This is a genomic window from Mesorhizobium sp. P2_F5, assembly GCF_056403715.1.
Window position 1 is genome coordinate 56387 of record NZ_JBFUEY010000027.1, and the last position, 14821, is coordinate 71207.

Consider the following 14821-nt stretch of genomic DNA (forward strand, 5'->3'; position numbering starts at 1 on the left):
CGTCACTCGGTGCCCAGACAATCATTCAACACGAAACTTTAAGCTTGAAATATTTTATCTCCGGCGCGATACTTGGACTGCAGCAAGCGAAGAGGAGATCGCACGGATGAAGGTTGCGGTTCTCGGCGGCGGACCAGCTGGCCTCTACTTTGCCATTTCGATGAAGCTGAGAGACGCCGCGCATGAGGTCACGGTGTTCGAGCGCAACCGCGCCGACGATACGTTCGGCTGGGGCGTCGTGCTGTCGGCCGAAACACTCGACAACCTTGCCAAGAACGACCCGGTCAGCGCTGTCTGGATCAAGAAGCATTTCGCCTATTGGGACGACATCGCCGTCATCCATGACGGCGTGCGAACGGTCTCGTCGGGCCATGGTTTCTGCGGCATCGGCCGCAAACGGCTTYTGATCCTGCTGCAGCGGCGCGCGCGCGAACTCGGCGTCAAGCTGATGTTCGAGAGCGATATCGCCGACCCTCAGCCCTATATGGCGACGCATGATCTGGTCGTCGCCGCCGACGGGCTGAACTCAAGGGCGCGCAACACCTTCGTCGATGTCTTCAAGCCCGACATCGACACCCGCAAATGCAAATTCGTCTGGCTTGGCACCAACCAGAAATTCGACGACGCCTTCACCTTCATCTTCGAGAAGACCGAGCATGGCTGGGTGTGGGCGCACGCCTATCAGTTCGACAGCGAGACGGCGACTTTCATCGTCGAGTGCAGCGAACAGACCTGGGCTGCCTTCGGCTTCGGTGCGATGTCGCAGCAGCAATCCATCGCCGTCTGCGAGCGCATCTTTGAGAAACATCTCGGCGGCCACGCGCTGATGACCAATGCCAATCACATCAGAGGTTCGGCCTGGATCAATTTCCCGCGCGTGCTGTGCGAACGCTGGTCCTACAAGAACCTGGCGCTGATGGGCGACGCGGCGGCCTCGGCGCATTTCTCGATCGGCTCCGGCACCAAGCTTGCATTGGAAAGCGCGGTGGCGCTGGCCGAGTATGTCAAAACCGAACCGGACCTCGACGCCGCCTTTCGCAAATATGAGGATGCCCGCCGCACCGAGGTGTTGAAGCTGCAGTCGGCGGCGCGCAATTCGCTGGAGTGGTTCGAGGAGGTCGAGCGCTATCTCGGCCTCGATCCGGTGCAGTTCAACTATTCGCTGCTGACCCGCTCGCAGCGCATCAGCCATGAGAATTTGCGGCTGCGCGATGCCAAATGGCTTGAAAGCGCCGAGGAATGGTTCCAGCACCAGGCGGGGGCAGGCGGCAACAGGCAGCGCCGGGCGCCGATGTTCGCGCCGTTCAAGCTGCGCGACATGCAGCTCAACAACCGCATCGTCGTTTCGCCGATGGCGCAGTACAAAGCCATCGACGGCTGCCCGACCGACTGGCATTTCGCCCACTATGCCGAGCGTGCCAAGGGCGGCGCCGGGCTTGTCTATATCGAGATGACCTGCGTCAGCCCGGAAGGACGCATCACGCCCGGCTGTCCAGGCTTTTATGCGCCCGAACATGAGGTGGCGTGGAAGCGGCTTGTCGACTTCGTCCACACCGAGACAGAGGCGAAAATCTGCGCCCAGGTCGGCCATTCCGGGGCCAAGGGCTCGACCCGTATCGGTTGGGAAGGCACCGACGTGCCGCTCGCCTCCGGCAATTGGCCGGTCATGGCGGCCTCGGCGATTGCATGGTCGCCTGAGAATCAGGTGCCGAAAGCCATGGACCGCGCCGACATGGACAGCGTGCGCGACGAGTTCGTGGCTTCCACCGAGATGGCAGATCGCTGCGGTTTCGACATGCTGGAGATCCATGCCGCGCATGGCTACCTGCTGTCGTCCTTCATCACGCCGGTTACCAACCAGCGCATGGATGAGTATGGCGGTTCTTTGGAAAATCGCATGCGCTATCCCCTGGAAATCTTCCATGCGGTGCGCGCCGCCTGGCCGTCGCGAAAGCCGATCTCGGTGCGCATTTCGGCCAATGACTGGGTCGGCATCGAGGGTGTGACGCCGGCCGATGCGGTGGAGATCGCGCGGATGCTGCACGGGGCAGGCGTCGACATATGCGACGTCTCTGCAGGCCAAACCTCGATTGCCGCCAAGCCTGTCTATGGCCGCATGTTCCAGACGCCGTTCTCGGACCGCATCCGCAACGAGGTCGGCATGGCGACGATGGCGGTCGGCAACATCTACGAGCCGGACCATGTCAATTCGATCCTGATGGCCGGCCGCGCCGACCTGGTGGCACTGGCACGGCCGCATCTCGCCGATCCCTACTGGACGCTGCATGCGGCCGTGACTCTTGGCGACCGTGGCGTCAAATGGCCGGATCCCTATCTGCCCGGACGTGACCAGATCTACCGGCTGGCCGAGCGCGATGCAGCGGCGGGGCTGAAAGTATGACGACGGCCTCGGCGATTTCAGGCAAACATGCGCTGGTCACCGGCGGCGGTTCCGGCGTCGGTCGAGCCATCGCACTCATTCTGGCCGAGGCCGGCGTCGAGGTGACCATATGCGGACGGCGCGACGCCGAGCTTGCCAAGGTGGCCGGCGAGAACGACCGCATCCACGCCATGTCCGCCGATGTTACCAACGAGGCGGCGATGACGTCGCTCTACGTGCAGGCGGAAGCCGTGCGCGGCCCGTTCGACATCGTCGTCGCCAATGCCGGCATGGCCGGCAGCACGCCGGCGCACAGGACCTCGCTTGCCGACTGGCAGCGGACGCTCGACGTCAATCTGACCGGCGCTTTCCTGACGGTGAAGCCGGCGCTGGCCGGCATGGCCGCGCGCAAGGCAGGCCGGATCGTCTTCGTCGCGTCGACCGCGGGACTGAAAGGCTACGCCTATGTCGCGCCCTATGTAGCGGCCAAGCATGGCGTGGTCGGGCTGATGCGGGCGCTGGCGGCCGAGACGGCGAAATCCGGCATCACCGTCAACGCCGTGTGCCCGGGTTTCGTCGAGACCGACATGCTGGAAGCATCCGTCCAGCGCATTGTCGAAAAGACCGGCCGCTCGGCTGGCGAGGCGCGGGCGAGCCTTGCCTCGACCAACCCGCAAGGCCGCTTCATCCAGCCGCAAGAAGTTGCCGCGGCGGTGCTTTGGCTGTGCGGCGATGCGGCGGCGTCGATCACCGGACAAGCAATTTCGATCTCAGGAGGCGAAACATGGTAGCCGGCCCATTGCCCGCGCCGTCGGGACCCGGCAAGGACCGGCTGCGTCTTTGGATCAGGCTGCTGCGCGCCTCGCGCACGATCGAGGCCGAGCTGCGCGAGCGCCTGAAGAAAGAATTCGATACGACGCTGCCGCGTTTCGACGTCATGGCCGCCCTCTACCGCGCGCCGGAAGGCATGCTGATGAGCGATCTGTCGCGCTTCCTGCTGGTATCCAACGGCAATGTCACCGGCATTGTCGACCGGCTGGTTTCGGAAGGGGTGGTCGCGCGTGCGCGCCGCAATGGCGATCGCCGCACATCCATGGTGCGACTGACCGACGAGGGTTCCAAATCCTTTGCCGCAATGGCCGCGGCGCATGAGGGGTGGATCGGCGAATTGCTGGGTAAGGTCAGCGAGGAGGATGCCCGCCGGCTGACCGGCATGCTGACCTCGTTCCGCAGCAACTGGGAGGGACGCGAATGACTGCGATGGCCGGCCTCAAGCCGAAGCACTTCCTCTGGGAGGTCGAAGGCAGGATCGCCAGGGTGCGGCTCGACCGGCCGGAGCGCAAGAACCCGCTGACCTTCGACAGCTATGCCGAACTGCGCGATACGTTCCGCGACCTCGTCTATGCCGACGACGTCGACGCCGTGGTGTTCCTCTCCAATGGCGGCAATTTCTGCTCGGGCGGCGATGTCCACGACATTATCGGTCCACTGGTCAAGATGGACATGAAGGAATTGCTCGCCTTCACCCGCATGACCGGCGATTTCGTCAAGGCGATGCTCAACTGCGGCAAGCCGATCATCGCGGCGGTCGACGGTGTCGCGGTCGGCGCCGGCGCCATCATCGCCATGAGCGCCGACATCCGCATCGCCACGCTGGAGGCCAAGACCGCTTTCCTGTTCACCCGTGTCGGCCTTGCCGGCTGCGACATGGGCGCCTGCGCGATCCTGCCGCGCATCATCGGCCAGGGCCGTGCCGCGGAACTGCTCTACACCGGCCGCACGATGACAGCTGCGGAAGGCGAGCGCTGGGGCTTCTACAACAGGCTGGTCGATGCGGTGGCGCTCGAGGCCGACGCGCTCGAGATGGCGGCGCGCATCGTCTCTGGCCCGACCTTCGCGCACGGCATCACCAAGACGCAGCTCAACCAGGAATGGTCGATGAGCCTCGACCAGGCGATCGAAGCGGAAGCGCAGGCGCAGGCGATCTGCATGCAGACGCGTGACTTCGAGCGCGCCTACAAGGCTTTCGTGGCCAAGGAAAAACCGGTGTTCGAGGGCAATTGATGGCTGACAAGAGTTTCCTCAACTGGCCGTTCTTTGAAGATCGCCACCGCGAATTGGCCGAAAGGCTGGAAGCATGGTGCGTGAAAAACCTGCCCGTCGATCACCATGAGGTCGATGCCGCCTGCCGCGAGCTGGTGGCCAAGCTTGGCCGCGACGGCTGGCTGAAGCCGACCGCGCTCGATACCGACAATCCGGGACCGCTCGATGTCCGCACTTTGTGCATCACGCGCGAGACGCTGGCGCGCCATGACGGGTTGGCCGACTTCGCCTTCGCCATGCAGGGGCTCGGCACCGGTGCGCTCAGCCTGTTCGGCACGCCCGACCAGCAGCAATGGCTGGCAAAGACCAGGGCCGGCAAGACGATCTCGGCCTTCGCGCTGTCGGAGCCACGCTCCGGGTCGGATGTCGCCAACACCGAAATGACGGCAAGCCGCGATGGCGACTTCTATATCCTCACGGGCGAGAAGACCTGGATTTCCAATGGCGGTATCGCCGATCTCTATGTCGTCTTTGCCCGCACCGGGGAGGCGCCGGGCGCCCGGGGTCTCTCCGCCTTTCTCGTGCCTGCTGACGCCAAGGGGCTTGGCATTGCCGAGCGCCTTGAAGTGATAGCGCCGCATCCGCTGGCGCGGCTTTCCTTCGACAAGGTCCGGGTGCCGGCTTCGGCGTTGATCGGCAAGCCCGGCGACGGCTTCCGCATCGCCATGTCGGTGCTTGACGTGTTCCGCTCGACGGTCGGCGCGGCGGCACTTGGCTTTGCCCGCCGGGCGCTTGACGAAAGCATCCGCAGGGTGGCCGAGCGCAAACTGTTTGGCGCGCCGATGGCAGAACTGCAGATGGTGCAAGGCCATGTCGCCGACATGGCGCTGGACGTCGATGCGGCAGCGCTGTTGGTCTACCGCGCTGCCTGGACCAAGGACATGGGCGCCGCGCGGGTCACCCGTGAGGCGGCGATGGCCAAGCTGTTCGCCACCGACAAGGCGCAAGAGGTGATCGACAAGGCTGTGCAGCTGCATGGCGGCGACGGCGTCCGCAAGGGCCATATCGTCGAGAGCCTGTATCGCGAAATCCGTGCCCTGCGCATCTACGAGGGCGCTTCCGACGTGCAGAAGGTGGTGATCGCACGGCAGGTGATGGGCGCGGCCTGACGGCGAGACATCGTGGGCATTCGATCTTGAGACTTGGTTTTTAGGACTACCGGGGAGGCTTGAAAATGCACGAGATCCTGCAGCCGGAAGGCTGGGCGAAACCGGTTGGCTACGCCAACGGCATTGCTGCGCGCGGCAGGCTGGTCTTCGTCGGTGGGCAGGTCGGCTGGAACGGGCAGTGCCAGTTCGAGACCGACGATTTCGCCGGCCAGGTTCGGCAGACGCTACAAAACATCGTCGCCGTGCTGGCAGAGGCCGGCGCGGAGCCACGGCACATCACCGCGATGACCTGGTATTTCACCGACAAGGCCGAATATCTCGGCAACCTCAAGGGTATCGGCGAGGCCTATCGCGAGGTGATCGGTCGGCATTTTCCGGCGATGGCGGCCATGCAGGTGGTGGCGCTGGTGGAAGATCGCGCCAAGATCGAGATTCAGGCCACCGCCATTATTCCGGATTAACGAAGTCGTTCGTCCGGAATAGACGCCCATCGCTTCGTCATCCACGGGCGGAGCAAGGAGCCAAGCGACGCGGCGCAGACCCGAGGATCCATGCCGGGACTCCGAAGCGTCACTATGGTCCAGAATTCTCCACCGCTGCACTGGACGTCTAAGGTCGCGGCATGGATCCCAGGGTCTCCGCGACGGAGCTGCGCTCCTGCTTCGCCCTAGGATGACGAAGGCGAGGGGCTTCGGCTAATTCCGAATGCTCACAATGGTCGCCGAAACCGACGATGACATCCCGGCTGCCAGCAGACAACCCGATCACTTCCCCGAACAACGCTACCCGCGCAGTCCTGCCTTCCTCAAAATCGGCAGCAGATGGTCGCAGAAATAGGGCAGCTCCTGCGTGTAGTTGACGAAGGACAGGGCGATGCCCTGGTAGCCATGCCCGGCAATGGTGGCCATCTCGGCGGCAATCGTCTCCGGCGTTCCAACCAGCGGGTAGGTACCGGCGCCGCCGGCGAAACGCTGCCGGTAGCGGTCATAGGCATGCGGGTCATGCGACTGCGAGAACTCCTTCTTGCCTGCCATATGGCCATCGACAGCGTCGTGGTCGGCCAGATCAACGGCATAGCGTGTGTAATAGGCCTGCGCCTCCTCCATGGTTGGACGGCAGACGACATGCGCCACCGTGTAGACGCCAACATCGCGGCCGACCTTGTCGGCCCTCTCGCTGATGTCGGCGACATGCTTGCCGGCATCGCCCATCTCGGAAAAGGTAGTGAACAGATAGTCGCATCGGGCGGCGGCGAAATCGCGGCCCGGGCCACCGAAAGCGGCGTTCATCGTCACCGGGCGCGGAACCTGCAGGCTGGCCGGCCGGCTGACCGCTTCCTTCAGGCGATAATAGATGCCTTCGTAGTCGAGTGGCTCGCTCGACGCGTAGAGCCGCTCCAGAACTTCGATCCATTCCGCGGCCTGCTCATAGCCCTTTTCGACCAGCGGTGTGCCGAACATGCCGAATTCCTTCGGGTTCCAGCCGCAGACGATGTTGAGGCCGGCGCGGCCCTGGCTGATATGGTCGACCGTTGCCAGTGCCTTGGCGGCATAGAGCGGATGCACCAGCGGCACATGCACGGTCATGAACAGACCGATCTGCTCGGTGGCCACCGCCAGAGCTGCCGCCCAGGTGAAGGTCTCGAACGACCATTCGCGCACCTTGTTGCGGCCGCCAAAGCCACGCCAGCGCGCGATGGGCAGGATAAATTCCAGCCCGGCGCGGTCGGCGATCTGCGCCGCCGTCAGATTGTCCTGCCAGCTTGCCGTCCAGCGTTCCGGCACATCGGTGATGGCCAGACCGCCATCGGCATTGGTCGAGAAGACGCCGAGCTTCAGTTTGTTCGGGCCGTGCAGGGGATGCGTTTTGATCATAGTGGGAACTCGCGGCGGGAGACCCACACGCTAGGCTCGCCCAAAAATATTTCAAGCCTGAAATAGCTTCGCCTCCCCGTCGTTTGCGGATATGGATTTGCCAGAACATGGAAAGGGGATGGAGATGAGCGAGTTCCGTCAGAAGTGCATCGGCAAGACCAATCTCGTCGGCTCCTTCGCCGCCATTCCGCATCCCGTTGCGGTCGAGGTGATGGCGCTCGCCGGTCTCGATTTCCTCTGCGTCGACTGGGAGCATGCCCAGATCGCGCGCGATACGATCGAAACCATGGTGCGCGCGGCCGACGTCCATCGCGTGCCGGCCATGGTTCGTGTTCCCGGCCATGCGCCGGAAGCGATCCAGGCGGCACTCGACAGCGGCGCGCAAGGCGTGCTCGTGCCGCGCGTCTCGACCGCCGCTCAGGCCGAGGCGGCGGTGAAAGCCTCGCGCTATCCGCCACAGGGGGAACGCGGCGTCGGACCAGGTCGCGCCGCCGGCTACGGCTATCGCATTCCCGAATATCTGGCCGCCGCCAACGACAGGATCGTCGTCGCGGTTCAGGTCGAGACATCGGAGGGGCTTGCCAACATCGAGGCGATCGCTGCCGTCGATGGCGTCGATGTGATCTTCGTCGGCCCGGGCGATCTCTCCGTGTCGATCGACGCGGTCGGGGCTAAAGGCGCGGACAAGCTCAACGAGGCGATCGGGACAATCATCCGCGCGACGATCACGCACAACAAGGTAGCCGGCATATTTTGCGCCAGCCCGCAGGCGATCAGCCGGTGGGCAGCGATCGGCGCAAGCTTCTTCATGCTGGCCAGCGACACGATGTTTCTTGGCGCCGGCACAGCGGCCAACTGCACCGCCGCGCGCGCCGAGCTGGGGCGAGAAGGGCGGGACCAGGTAAAAACTTTTTAAGCTTAAAACTTTTTCCTTGAAAAGCGCCGCACTTTGGATAGCATCCAAAGTCGATGGCGACTGTCGTGCCGGTGGGGCTTGCCGGGCAGTCCGTCGTGGTGCTCCGGGTGGGAGGGGTTTCAGTCCTTGTCGTTCATACTGCCCCAGTCATCGTCCAGCGCGCGCTATGCTTTCGACGGCGTGCGGGCTCAGATACGTGACCTGCACACCGAAAACATCGCCAACCTTGCCGTGCGCGCCCGCGAACTGGGCGACGTGATCGCGCTCTGGTACGGCGAAGGCGACATGGTGACGCCGGCCTTCATCCGAGACGCCGCCAAGGCTGCCTTCGACGAAGGCCAGACCTTCTACGTTCCCAACATGCGCGGGCACGGCGCGCTGAACGAGGCGCTGTCGGAATACCAGACGCGCATTCACGGCCGCTCGATCCCGATCGCTCGCACCACCGTCACTCCAGGCGGCATGCAGGCGCTGTACCTGGCGCTGGAGCTGCTGGTCGATACCGGCACCAATGTCGTCTATGTCGCGCCGCAATGGCCCAACATTCATAACGCCATCCATTTGATCGGCGGCGAGCCGCGGCCGGTTTCGCTCGACTTCAAGGGGGACTGGAACCTCGATCTCGACCGGCTGTTCGCCACTTGCGATGCGCGTACCCGCGCGATCTTCCTGTCGACGCCGTCCAACCCGACCGGCTGGACCGCGTCGCGCGAGGAGGTGCAGGCGCTGCTCGATTTCAGCCGGCGCACCGGCGTCTGGATTATTTCCGACGAGGTCTATGGCCGGCTCTATTTCGACGGCGACGTTGCCCCTTCCATCCTGCAGATCGCTGAGGACGGCGACCGGGTGCTGTCGGTCAACAGTTTTTCGAAAGCGTGGGCGATGACCGGCTGGCGCATCGGCTGGCTGACGCATCCGTCGGGGGTGGCCGACCAGCTTGGCGCCATGACGCAGTATATCAACAGCGGCACCGCCGCGCCGATTCAGGCCGGCGCTGTCGCCGCCATCCGCCAAGGCGAGCCGTTGGTCGAGGAGATCAGGCAGCGGATCAAAACAGGCCTCGACCTTGCCTATGACAGGCTGGCCCAAATTCCCGGCATCATCCTGCCGACAAAACCGCGCGGCGGCATGTATGCCTTCTTTGCCATGGACGGCGAAAGCGACGCCCGGCAGGCCTGCGCCAGGATACTGGAGACGGCGCACGTCGGGCTGGCTCCCGGCCACCTCTTTGGAAATTCGGCAGCGGCCTTCCTGCGGATGTGCGTGTGCCGTGAACGCGACCAGATAGCGACCGCGCTCGAGCGCATGGTCGCCGCCATGAATTGACGCCCCGCTGGGAGGTGGGACGGCAACAAACCGTGCGGGAGCAAACCCGCCCGATCAACAACCAGAGGGAACAAAAAATGAGCTTCACTCGTCGCAACCTGCTTCTTCTCGCCGCCACGATAGGCATCGCTGCCGGCCCGGCCACCGCCTTTGCCGCCGACGTGCTCAATGTCGGCGCCTATCCGACCAATCCACCCTTCGAATACAAGAACGAGAGCGGCACCTTCGAAGGCTTCGAAGTCGACATCGTCAACGAGGCGGCCAAGCGCATCGGCATGACCACCGACATTGCCGACCTCGGCTTCCAGGCGCTGTTTGCCGCCACCACCTCGAAGCGCATCGACGTTGCCATATCCTCGATCACCATCACGGCCGAGCGACTGAAATCGCAGTCCTTCACGCAGCCCTATTACGATTCCGATATGGGCATCGCCACCAAGACTGACAGTGCGATCAACACCGAGGCCGACCTCAAGGGCAAGATCGTCGGCGTGCTGTCGGGCTCGACCGGCGAAAACTGGGTCAAGGAGCACCAGGCGGTCGACGGCTTCAGCGATGTGAAGGGCTATGACACGCAGCAGAACCTGCTGCTCGACCTCAGCGCCGGCCGCGTCGACGCCGCCGTCAGCGACATTCCGGGCATGGAGTATTCCTTCACCAAGATGAAGGACCTCACCGTGAAGGAGCGCATCAAGACCGGCGAACAGTACGGCCTGATGATGACCAAGGACCACCCGCTGCTCGGCAAGCTGAACGACGCGCTGACGGCGATGAAGAAGGACGGCACGATCGCCGCGATCCACAAGAAGTGGTTCGGCAGCGACGCTCCGGCCGATTCCTCGACCGTGAAGGAAATGCCGCTGCCCAAGGCCTGAGCGGCAATGCACTTAAATCGTGCCGGCTTTCCAGGCCGGCACGATTCATTTCACGCTCCAGCGCCTGCTGCCGCACGGACAGCCTCATCGTAGGCGAGGTCGATTGGTTTTAACTTGAGCATCCTTTGCTCTGGGGTTCGGGAACGCTCCCATGTCGCTGATCGACACCTTCTTCAATCCTGACGTGATCATGTCCAGCCTGCCGGCGCTGCTGCGCGGCTTCCTGAACACGCTGCTGCTCGGCATTTTGAGCATCGGCATCGGCATCCCCATCGGCCTGGTCATCAGCCTGCTGCGGCTCTATGCGCCGAAGCCGGTACGCTGGCTCGCCGTCGGCTACACCGACATCTTCCGCGCGCTGCCGGTGCTGGTCGTCCTGATCCTGATCTACTACGCGCTGCCCTTCCTCGGCATCCGTCTGTCCTCCTGGGCCTCCGCCGTGACGGCGTTTGCCTTCATCATGTCGGCCTACTCGGCCGAAGTGTTCCGCTCCGGCATAGAGAGCATTCCGAAAGGCCAATTCGAGGCGTCGCAGGCGCTTGGCCTGCCGTTCCTTTTAACCTTGCGCAAGGTAGTGCTGCCGCAGGCGATCCGCATCGTCATCCCGCCGATGACCAGCAACTGCGTCTCGATGTTCAAGGACACGTCGCTCGCCTCAACCGTGGCGCTGCCCGAACTCTTGAAGGAAGCGACCAACGCGCAGTCGCTCTACGCCAACCCCTCGCCGTTGATCGGCGCGGCGCTGGTTTATCTCATCTTCCTCTGGCCGATGGTCCGCCTCGTCAGCCTGCTCGAAGACCGCTTCAAGACCGAGAAGACGCGCTGACCTCGCCAACCGATCTCCACCCGCCAAATTCTTCGCAGGAGCGTACCCGTGAACAAACACCAAACCGACAATGCGAATGCCGCCGCGTTCCCCGTCGACACCATCCGCGCCATGTTTCCCGCCTTGCAGCAGGCCGGCGATTTCATCTTCATGGACAATGCCGCCGGCGCGCAGATCCCGCAGAGCGTGCTCGACGCGGTGACCAACCATCTGGTCTCGCACAACGTGCAGCGCGGCGGCCGCTATGGCCGCTCCGTCACGGTCGACCAATCGGTTGCGGATGCTCGGACGAGCGTGGCGCTGCTGATCAACGCCTACAGTCCGTCGGAAATCTGCTTCGGCATGAACGCCACTTCGTTCATCCGCCTGGTCAGCCTCGGCATCGGCCAGATGCTCGCCAATGACACCGATAGGGAGCGCGACGAGATCGTCATCACCGACATGGACCACGATGCCAACATCGCGACATGGTTGGCGCTGGAATCGGCCGGCGCCAAGTTCAAATGGTGGCGCATGCGCGAAGACGGCAATCTGCATGTCGACGACCTCAAGCCGCTGGTTTCGGAGCGCACCCGCCTCGTCGCCTGCACGGTGACCGCGCATTCGATCGGCTCGATCGTCGACGTCGCTTCCGTAGCTAGGATCGCGCATGCGGCCGGCGCCGAAGTGTTCCTCGATTGCGTGCATTACGGACCGCACGGGCTGATCGACGTACAGGCCTGGGACTGCGACTATCTCGTCTGCTCAGGCTACAAGAATTTCTCGCCACATATGGGCTTTCTGTGGGGCCGCTTCGAAACGCTGAAGCGGCTGCCGACCTTCCGCGAGGATTTCATCCCCGACGAGCCGCCCTACAAGGTCGAGGCCGGCACCTTCATCTACGAGAACGTCTCGGGTATGGATGCCGCCGTGCAGTACCTGGAACTGATCGGCCGCAATCTGGCGCCCTCCAACAATCGTTCGCGGCGTGACAACATCGTTGCCGGCATGGGTGCCATCCGCGACTACGAAATGCTCTTGGCGCGCGAGATGCTCGCCGTGCTCGAGGGCTGCAATGCCACTATCTACGGGGTCGCCGAGGAAGCCCGCATCAACGAGCGCGTACCGACCTTCTGCTTCAACATCGGCAAGCTGTCGCCGCAGCGGATCGTCGAGGAAATGGCAGACATGCAGATCGGCATCCGCGACGGCCACATGTACGCGCCACGCCTGATGAAGCGTCTCAACCTGGCGATGGACAGCGGCGCTATCCGCGCCTCGCTGGTCCATTACAACACGGTCGACGAGGTCAGGCGTTTCGGCGAGGCGTTGCGCGCCGTCATCGCCAAGCTGTCGTAGCTGATCTTTAAACTTCTCCGGCGTGGAACATCGGCCCGCCCTTGTGGGCCGGGAAGCCATAGCCGTTGATCATCACCAGATCGATGTCGGAGGCACGCGCCGCGATGCCTTCGGCGAGCAACGCCTTGCCTTCGCCAGCCATTGCCGCAAGCAAGCGCGAGACGATCTCGTCAGCCGAAAGGTGGCGCGGCACGATGCCCTTGGCCGCCCGAACGGCCTCGATCAGCGCCGTCACCTGCGGGTCGGTCCTGCGCTCGCCGTCCGAATAATCGTACCAGCCGCGCCCGGTCTTGCGGCCGAAGCGGCCGGTCTCGCACAGCCGGTCGGCGATCTCGACATAACGCGCTTTTGGATCGCGCATGGGCGCTTGCCGCTTGCGCCGCGCCCAGGCTATCTCCAGTCCAGCCATATCGTTGACGGCGAAGATCCCCATCGGGAAGCCCCAGGCCTCCAGCGCGGCATCCACCTCTTGCGGTGCTGCGCCATCCTCCACCATGAACTCCGCTTCGCGGCGGTAGGCCGAATAGATGCGGTTGCCGATGAAACCCTCGGTAACGCCGCAAACGACAGGCAGCTTGCCGAGCTTTCTGACGAAGGCGATCGCCGAGGCGAGCACGTCGGGCGCCGTCGCCGCGCAATCCACCACTTCGGTGAGCCGCATGATGTTGGCCGGGGAGAAAAAATGCAGGCCGACGATCCGTTCGGGCCTGGCGGTTGCCGACGCGATCTCGTCGGGGTTGAGGTAGCTGGTGTTGGTCGCAAGGATGGCGTCGGGGCGGACGATACGATCAAGCTTCCGGAAGAGTTCGGTTTTTACTGTGAGGTCGTCGAACACCGCCTCGATGACCAGATCGGCCTGCGCCAGCCTGCCGGCGTCGCTGGCCGCTTCAAACCGGCTCAGCGCCTCCCTGCGCACATAATCGGTGAGACGGCCGGATTGAACCGACTTGTCGAGAAGGCCGGCGATACGTTCGTGTCCTTTTGCCGCCGCCTCGTCGGTGTGCTCGATGCCGATCACGCGATAGCCCGCATTCAAGGCCGAGACCGCGATGCCTGCACCCATCAGGCCGGTTCCGACGATACCAACGGTCTCCACCTTGCGAGGCGTGACACCCTCCAGCCTGTCAACTTTGCTGGCTTGCCTCTCGGCAAAGAAGACGTGGCGCAACGCTGCCGCCTCGCGGGAATCCCGGAGCCGCAGGAAGGTAGCGCGTTCGTCCGCGAGACCGTCCTCCAGCCTGGCCGTGGACGCAGCCCTGACCAGTCTCACGGCTTCTGCGGGCGCGATCTGTCCACGGCTGCGAGAAAGCACCTTCTTTGCGGCTGCCGCGTCGGCCTCGGGTTGCGAGCGCGGCACGGGAAGCGCGCCCGTGCGCCGCAACGGTTGGTCAACGAGACGGCGGGCGGCATCGAGCGCGCCTTTAGGGAGATCGTCTGCAATGGCATCGATCAGGCCGAGAGTGAGGGCCTCGTCGGATGTCGCGATGCGACCCGTGCCGATCAGGTCAATTGCGGCGACCGTGCCGATGAGGCGGGGCAGGCGTTGGGTTCCGCCGGCTCCGGGCACGATCCCGAGCTTGACCTCGGGCAGGCCGAAGCTGGCCGCCTTGCCGGCCACGCGGTAGTGGCAGGCCAGCGCAATCTCGCAGCCGCCGCCGAGTGCCGCACCGCCGACTGCCGCGACGACCGGTTTCGCGAAGCTCTCGATCGCTTTGATCACGTCAGGCAGTGTAGGCTCGATGGCGGGCTTGCCGAATTCCTTGATATCGGCGCCACCGACAAAAGTGCGTCCGGCGCCGGTCAGCACCACGGCAGACACTTCGTCCGACGCCGCACGCCCGAGCGCGGCCATCAGCCCGGCCCTGACATGGAAGGAGAGTGCGTTGACCGGTGGATTTTCGATCGTGACGATGAGCGCGCCATCGACGATCTCGCCTGTTACACTCTCGGAAAATCGTGCTGTGTTCATGGAGTTTTATCCCGGAACGACGGCAAATCTTCCTCCTCCTGCTCTCCCGCCAAATGCCGCGGTGTCTCGGCACTGATGAATGAAGCGCCATGGATTCTTTAAAAA

Annotated in this window: 13 protein-coding genes; 11 read left to right on the plus strand and 2 right to left on the minus strand. The window is 63.8% G+C overall.

The features are described from left to right. The first annotated feature begins 106 nt into the window (after positions 1 to 106). The 6 genes from AC1DYO_RS27845 (at position 107) to AC1DYO_RS27870 (ending at position 6053) form a co-directional block, all read left to right on the plus strand. Positions 107 to 2401, plus strand: a complete 2295-nt coding sequence (locus tag AC1DYO_RS27845; protein WP_477267611.1) for a bifunctional salicylyl-CoA 5-hydroxylase/oxidoreductase — start codon at positions 107 to 109, stop codon at positions 2399 to 2401. Next, a complete protein-coding gene (locus AC1DYO_RS27850; protein WP_477267612.1) occupies positions 2398 to 3171 on the plus strand; it encodes an SDR family NAD(P)-dependent oxidoreductase in 774 nt (257 codons plus the stop codon). Before AC1DYO_RS27845 ends, AC1DYO_RS27850 begins: the two co-directional genes overlap by 4 nt. Further along, positions 3165 to 3635, plus strand: a complete 471-nt coding sequence (locus AC1DYO_RS27855; RefSeq protein ID WP_112395816.1) for a MarR family winged helix-turn-helix transcriptional regulator — start codon at positions 3165 to 3167, stop codon at positions 3633 to 3635. The genes AC1DYO_RS27850 and AC1DYO_RS27855 overlap by 7 nt, the downstream gene beginning before the upstream one ends. Further along, complete coding sequence (locus tag AC1DYO_RS27860; RefSeq protein ID WP_477267613.1) at positions 3632 to 4444, plus strand: enoyl-CoA hydratase family protein; 813 nt, start codon at positions 3632 to 3634, stop codon at positions 4442 to 4444. The genes AC1DYO_RS27855 and AC1DYO_RS27860 overlap by 4 nt, the downstream gene beginning before the upstream one ends. Then, positions 4444 to 5592 carry an acyl-CoA dehydrogenase family protein gene (locus tag AC1DYO_RS27865; RefSeq protein ID WP_477267614.1) on the plus strand — a complete coding sequence of 383 codons (1149 nt, stop codon included), beginning with the start codon at positions 4444 to 4446 and terminating at the stop codon, positions 5590 to 5592. The genes AC1DYO_RS27860 and AC1DYO_RS27865 overlap by 1 nt, the downstream gene beginning before the upstream one ends. Before the next feature lie 65 nt (positions 5593 to 5657). Beyond that, on the plus strand, positions 5658 to 6053 hold the full coding sequence (locus tag AC1DYO_RS27870; protein WP_477267615.1) for a RidA family protein: 396 nt from the start codon (positions 5658 to 5660) through the stop codon (positions 6051 to 6053). A 321-nt stretch (positions 6054 to 6374) separates the two neighbouring features. Here the strand turns inward: AC1DYO_RS27870 and AC1DYO_RS27875 are convergent, their stop codons facing one another. After that, positions 6375 to 7466, minus strand: a complete 1092-nt coding sequence (locus AC1DYO_RS27875) for an LLM class flavin-dependent oxidoreductase (protein WP_477267616.1) — start codon at positions 7464 to 7466, stop codon at positions 6375 to 6377. A gap of 124 nt (positions 7467 to 7590) precedes the next feature. Here AC1DYO_RS27875 and AC1DYO_RS27880 point away from each other — a divergent pair, with 124 nt between their 5' ends. The 5 genes from AC1DYO_RS27880 (at position 7591) to AC1DYO_RS27900 (ending at position 12747) form a co-directional block, all read left to right on the plus strand. Continuing rightward, entirely contained in the window at positions 7591 to 8382 is a 792-nt protein-coding gene (locus AC1DYO_RS27880) for an HpcH/HpaI aldolase family protein (RefSeq protein WP_477267617.1), read from the plus strand. A 126-nt stretch (positions 8383 to 8508) separates the two neighbouring features. Further along, on the plus strand, positions 8509 to 9708 hold the full coding sequence (locus AC1DYO_RS27885; RefSeq protein WP_477267618.1) for a pyridoxal phosphate-dependent aminotransferase: 1200 nt from the start codon (positions 8509 to 8511) through the stop codon (positions 9706 to 9708). 77 nt (positions 9709 to 9785) lie between these two features. Next, a complete protein-coding gene (locus tag AC1DYO_RS27890) occupies positions 9786 to 10583 on the plus strand; it encodes an ABC transporter substrate-binding protein (RefSeq protein ID WP_477267619.1) in 798 nt (265 codons plus the stop codon). Positions 10584 to 10734: 151 nt separating this feature from the next. Continuing rightward, positions 10735 to 11409: an amino acid ABC transporter permease gene (locus AC1DYO_RS27895; RefSeq protein WP_477267620.1), complete on the plus strand. Its 675-nt coding sequence runs from the start codon at positions 10735 to 10737 to the stop codon at positions 11407 to 11409. 48 nt (positions 11410 to 11457) lie between these two features. After that, positions 11458 to 12747 (plus strand): cysteine desulfurase-like protein, encoded by a 1290-nt coding sequence (locus tag AC1DYO_RS27900; RefSeq protein ID WP_477267621.1) that lies wholly within the window; start codon positions 11458 to 11460, stop codon positions 12745 to 12747. Positions 12748 to 12754: 7 nt separating this feature from the next. On the opposite strand, the gene AC1DYO_RS27905 is transcribed toward AC1DYO_RS27900, so the two are convergent. Next, complete coding sequence (locus tag AC1DYO_RS27905; RefSeq protein ID WP_477267622.1) at positions 12755 to 14716, minus strand: 3-hydroxyacyl-CoA dehydrogenase NAD-binding domain-containing protein; 1962 nt, start codon at positions 14714 to 14716, stop codon at positions 12755 to 12757. Between the last annotated feature and the right edge of the window lie 105 nt (positions 14717 to 14821).

What these genes read in the sequence shown, in the direction of transcription:
- AC1DYO_RS27850 (WP_477267612.1), top strand. Translation starts at nt 2,398, where the DNA reads ATGACGACGGCCTCGGCGATTTCAGGCAAACATGCGCTGGTCACCGGC.
- AC1DYO_RS27855 (WP_112395816.1), top strand. Translation starts at nt 3,165, where the DNA reads ATGGTAGCCGGCCCATTGCCCGCGCCGTCGGGACCCGGCAAGGACCGG.
- AC1DYO_RS27860 (WP_477267613.1), top strand. Translation starts at nt 3,632, where the DNA reads ATGACTGCGATGGCCGGCCTCAAGCCGAAGCACTTCCTCTGGGAGGTC.
- AC1DYO_RS27865 (WP_477267614.1), top strand. Translation starts at nt 4,444, where the DNA reads ATGGCTGACAAGAGTTTCCTCAACTGGCCGTTCTTTGAAGATCGCCAC.
- AC1DYO_RS27870 (WP_477267615.1), top strand. Translation starts at nt 5,658, where the DNA reads ATGCACGAGATCCTGCAGCCGGAAGGCTGGGCGAAACCGGTTGGCTAC.
- AC1DYO_RS27875 (WP_477267616.1), bottom strand. Translation starts at nt 7,466, where the DNA reads ATGATCAAAACGCATCCCCTGCACGGCCCGAACAAACTGAAGCTCGGC.
- AC1DYO_RS27880 (WP_477267617.1), top strand. Translation starts at nt 7,591, where the DNA reads ATGAGCGAGTTCCGTCAGAAGTGCATCGGCAAGACCAATCTCGTCGGC.
- AC1DYO_RS27890 (WP_477267619.1), top strand. Translation starts at nt 9,786, where the DNA reads ATGAGCTTCACTCGTCGCAACCTGCTTCTTCTCGCCGCCACGATAGGC.
- AC1DYO_RS27895 (WP_477267620.1), top strand. Translation starts at nt 10,735, where the DNA reads ATGTCGCTGATCGACACCTTCTTCAATCCTGACGTGATCATGTCCAGC.
- AC1DYO_RS27905 (WP_477267622.1), bottom strand. Translation starts at nt 14,716, where the DNA reads ATGAACACAGCACGATTTTCCGAGAGTGTAACAGGCGAGATCGTCGAT.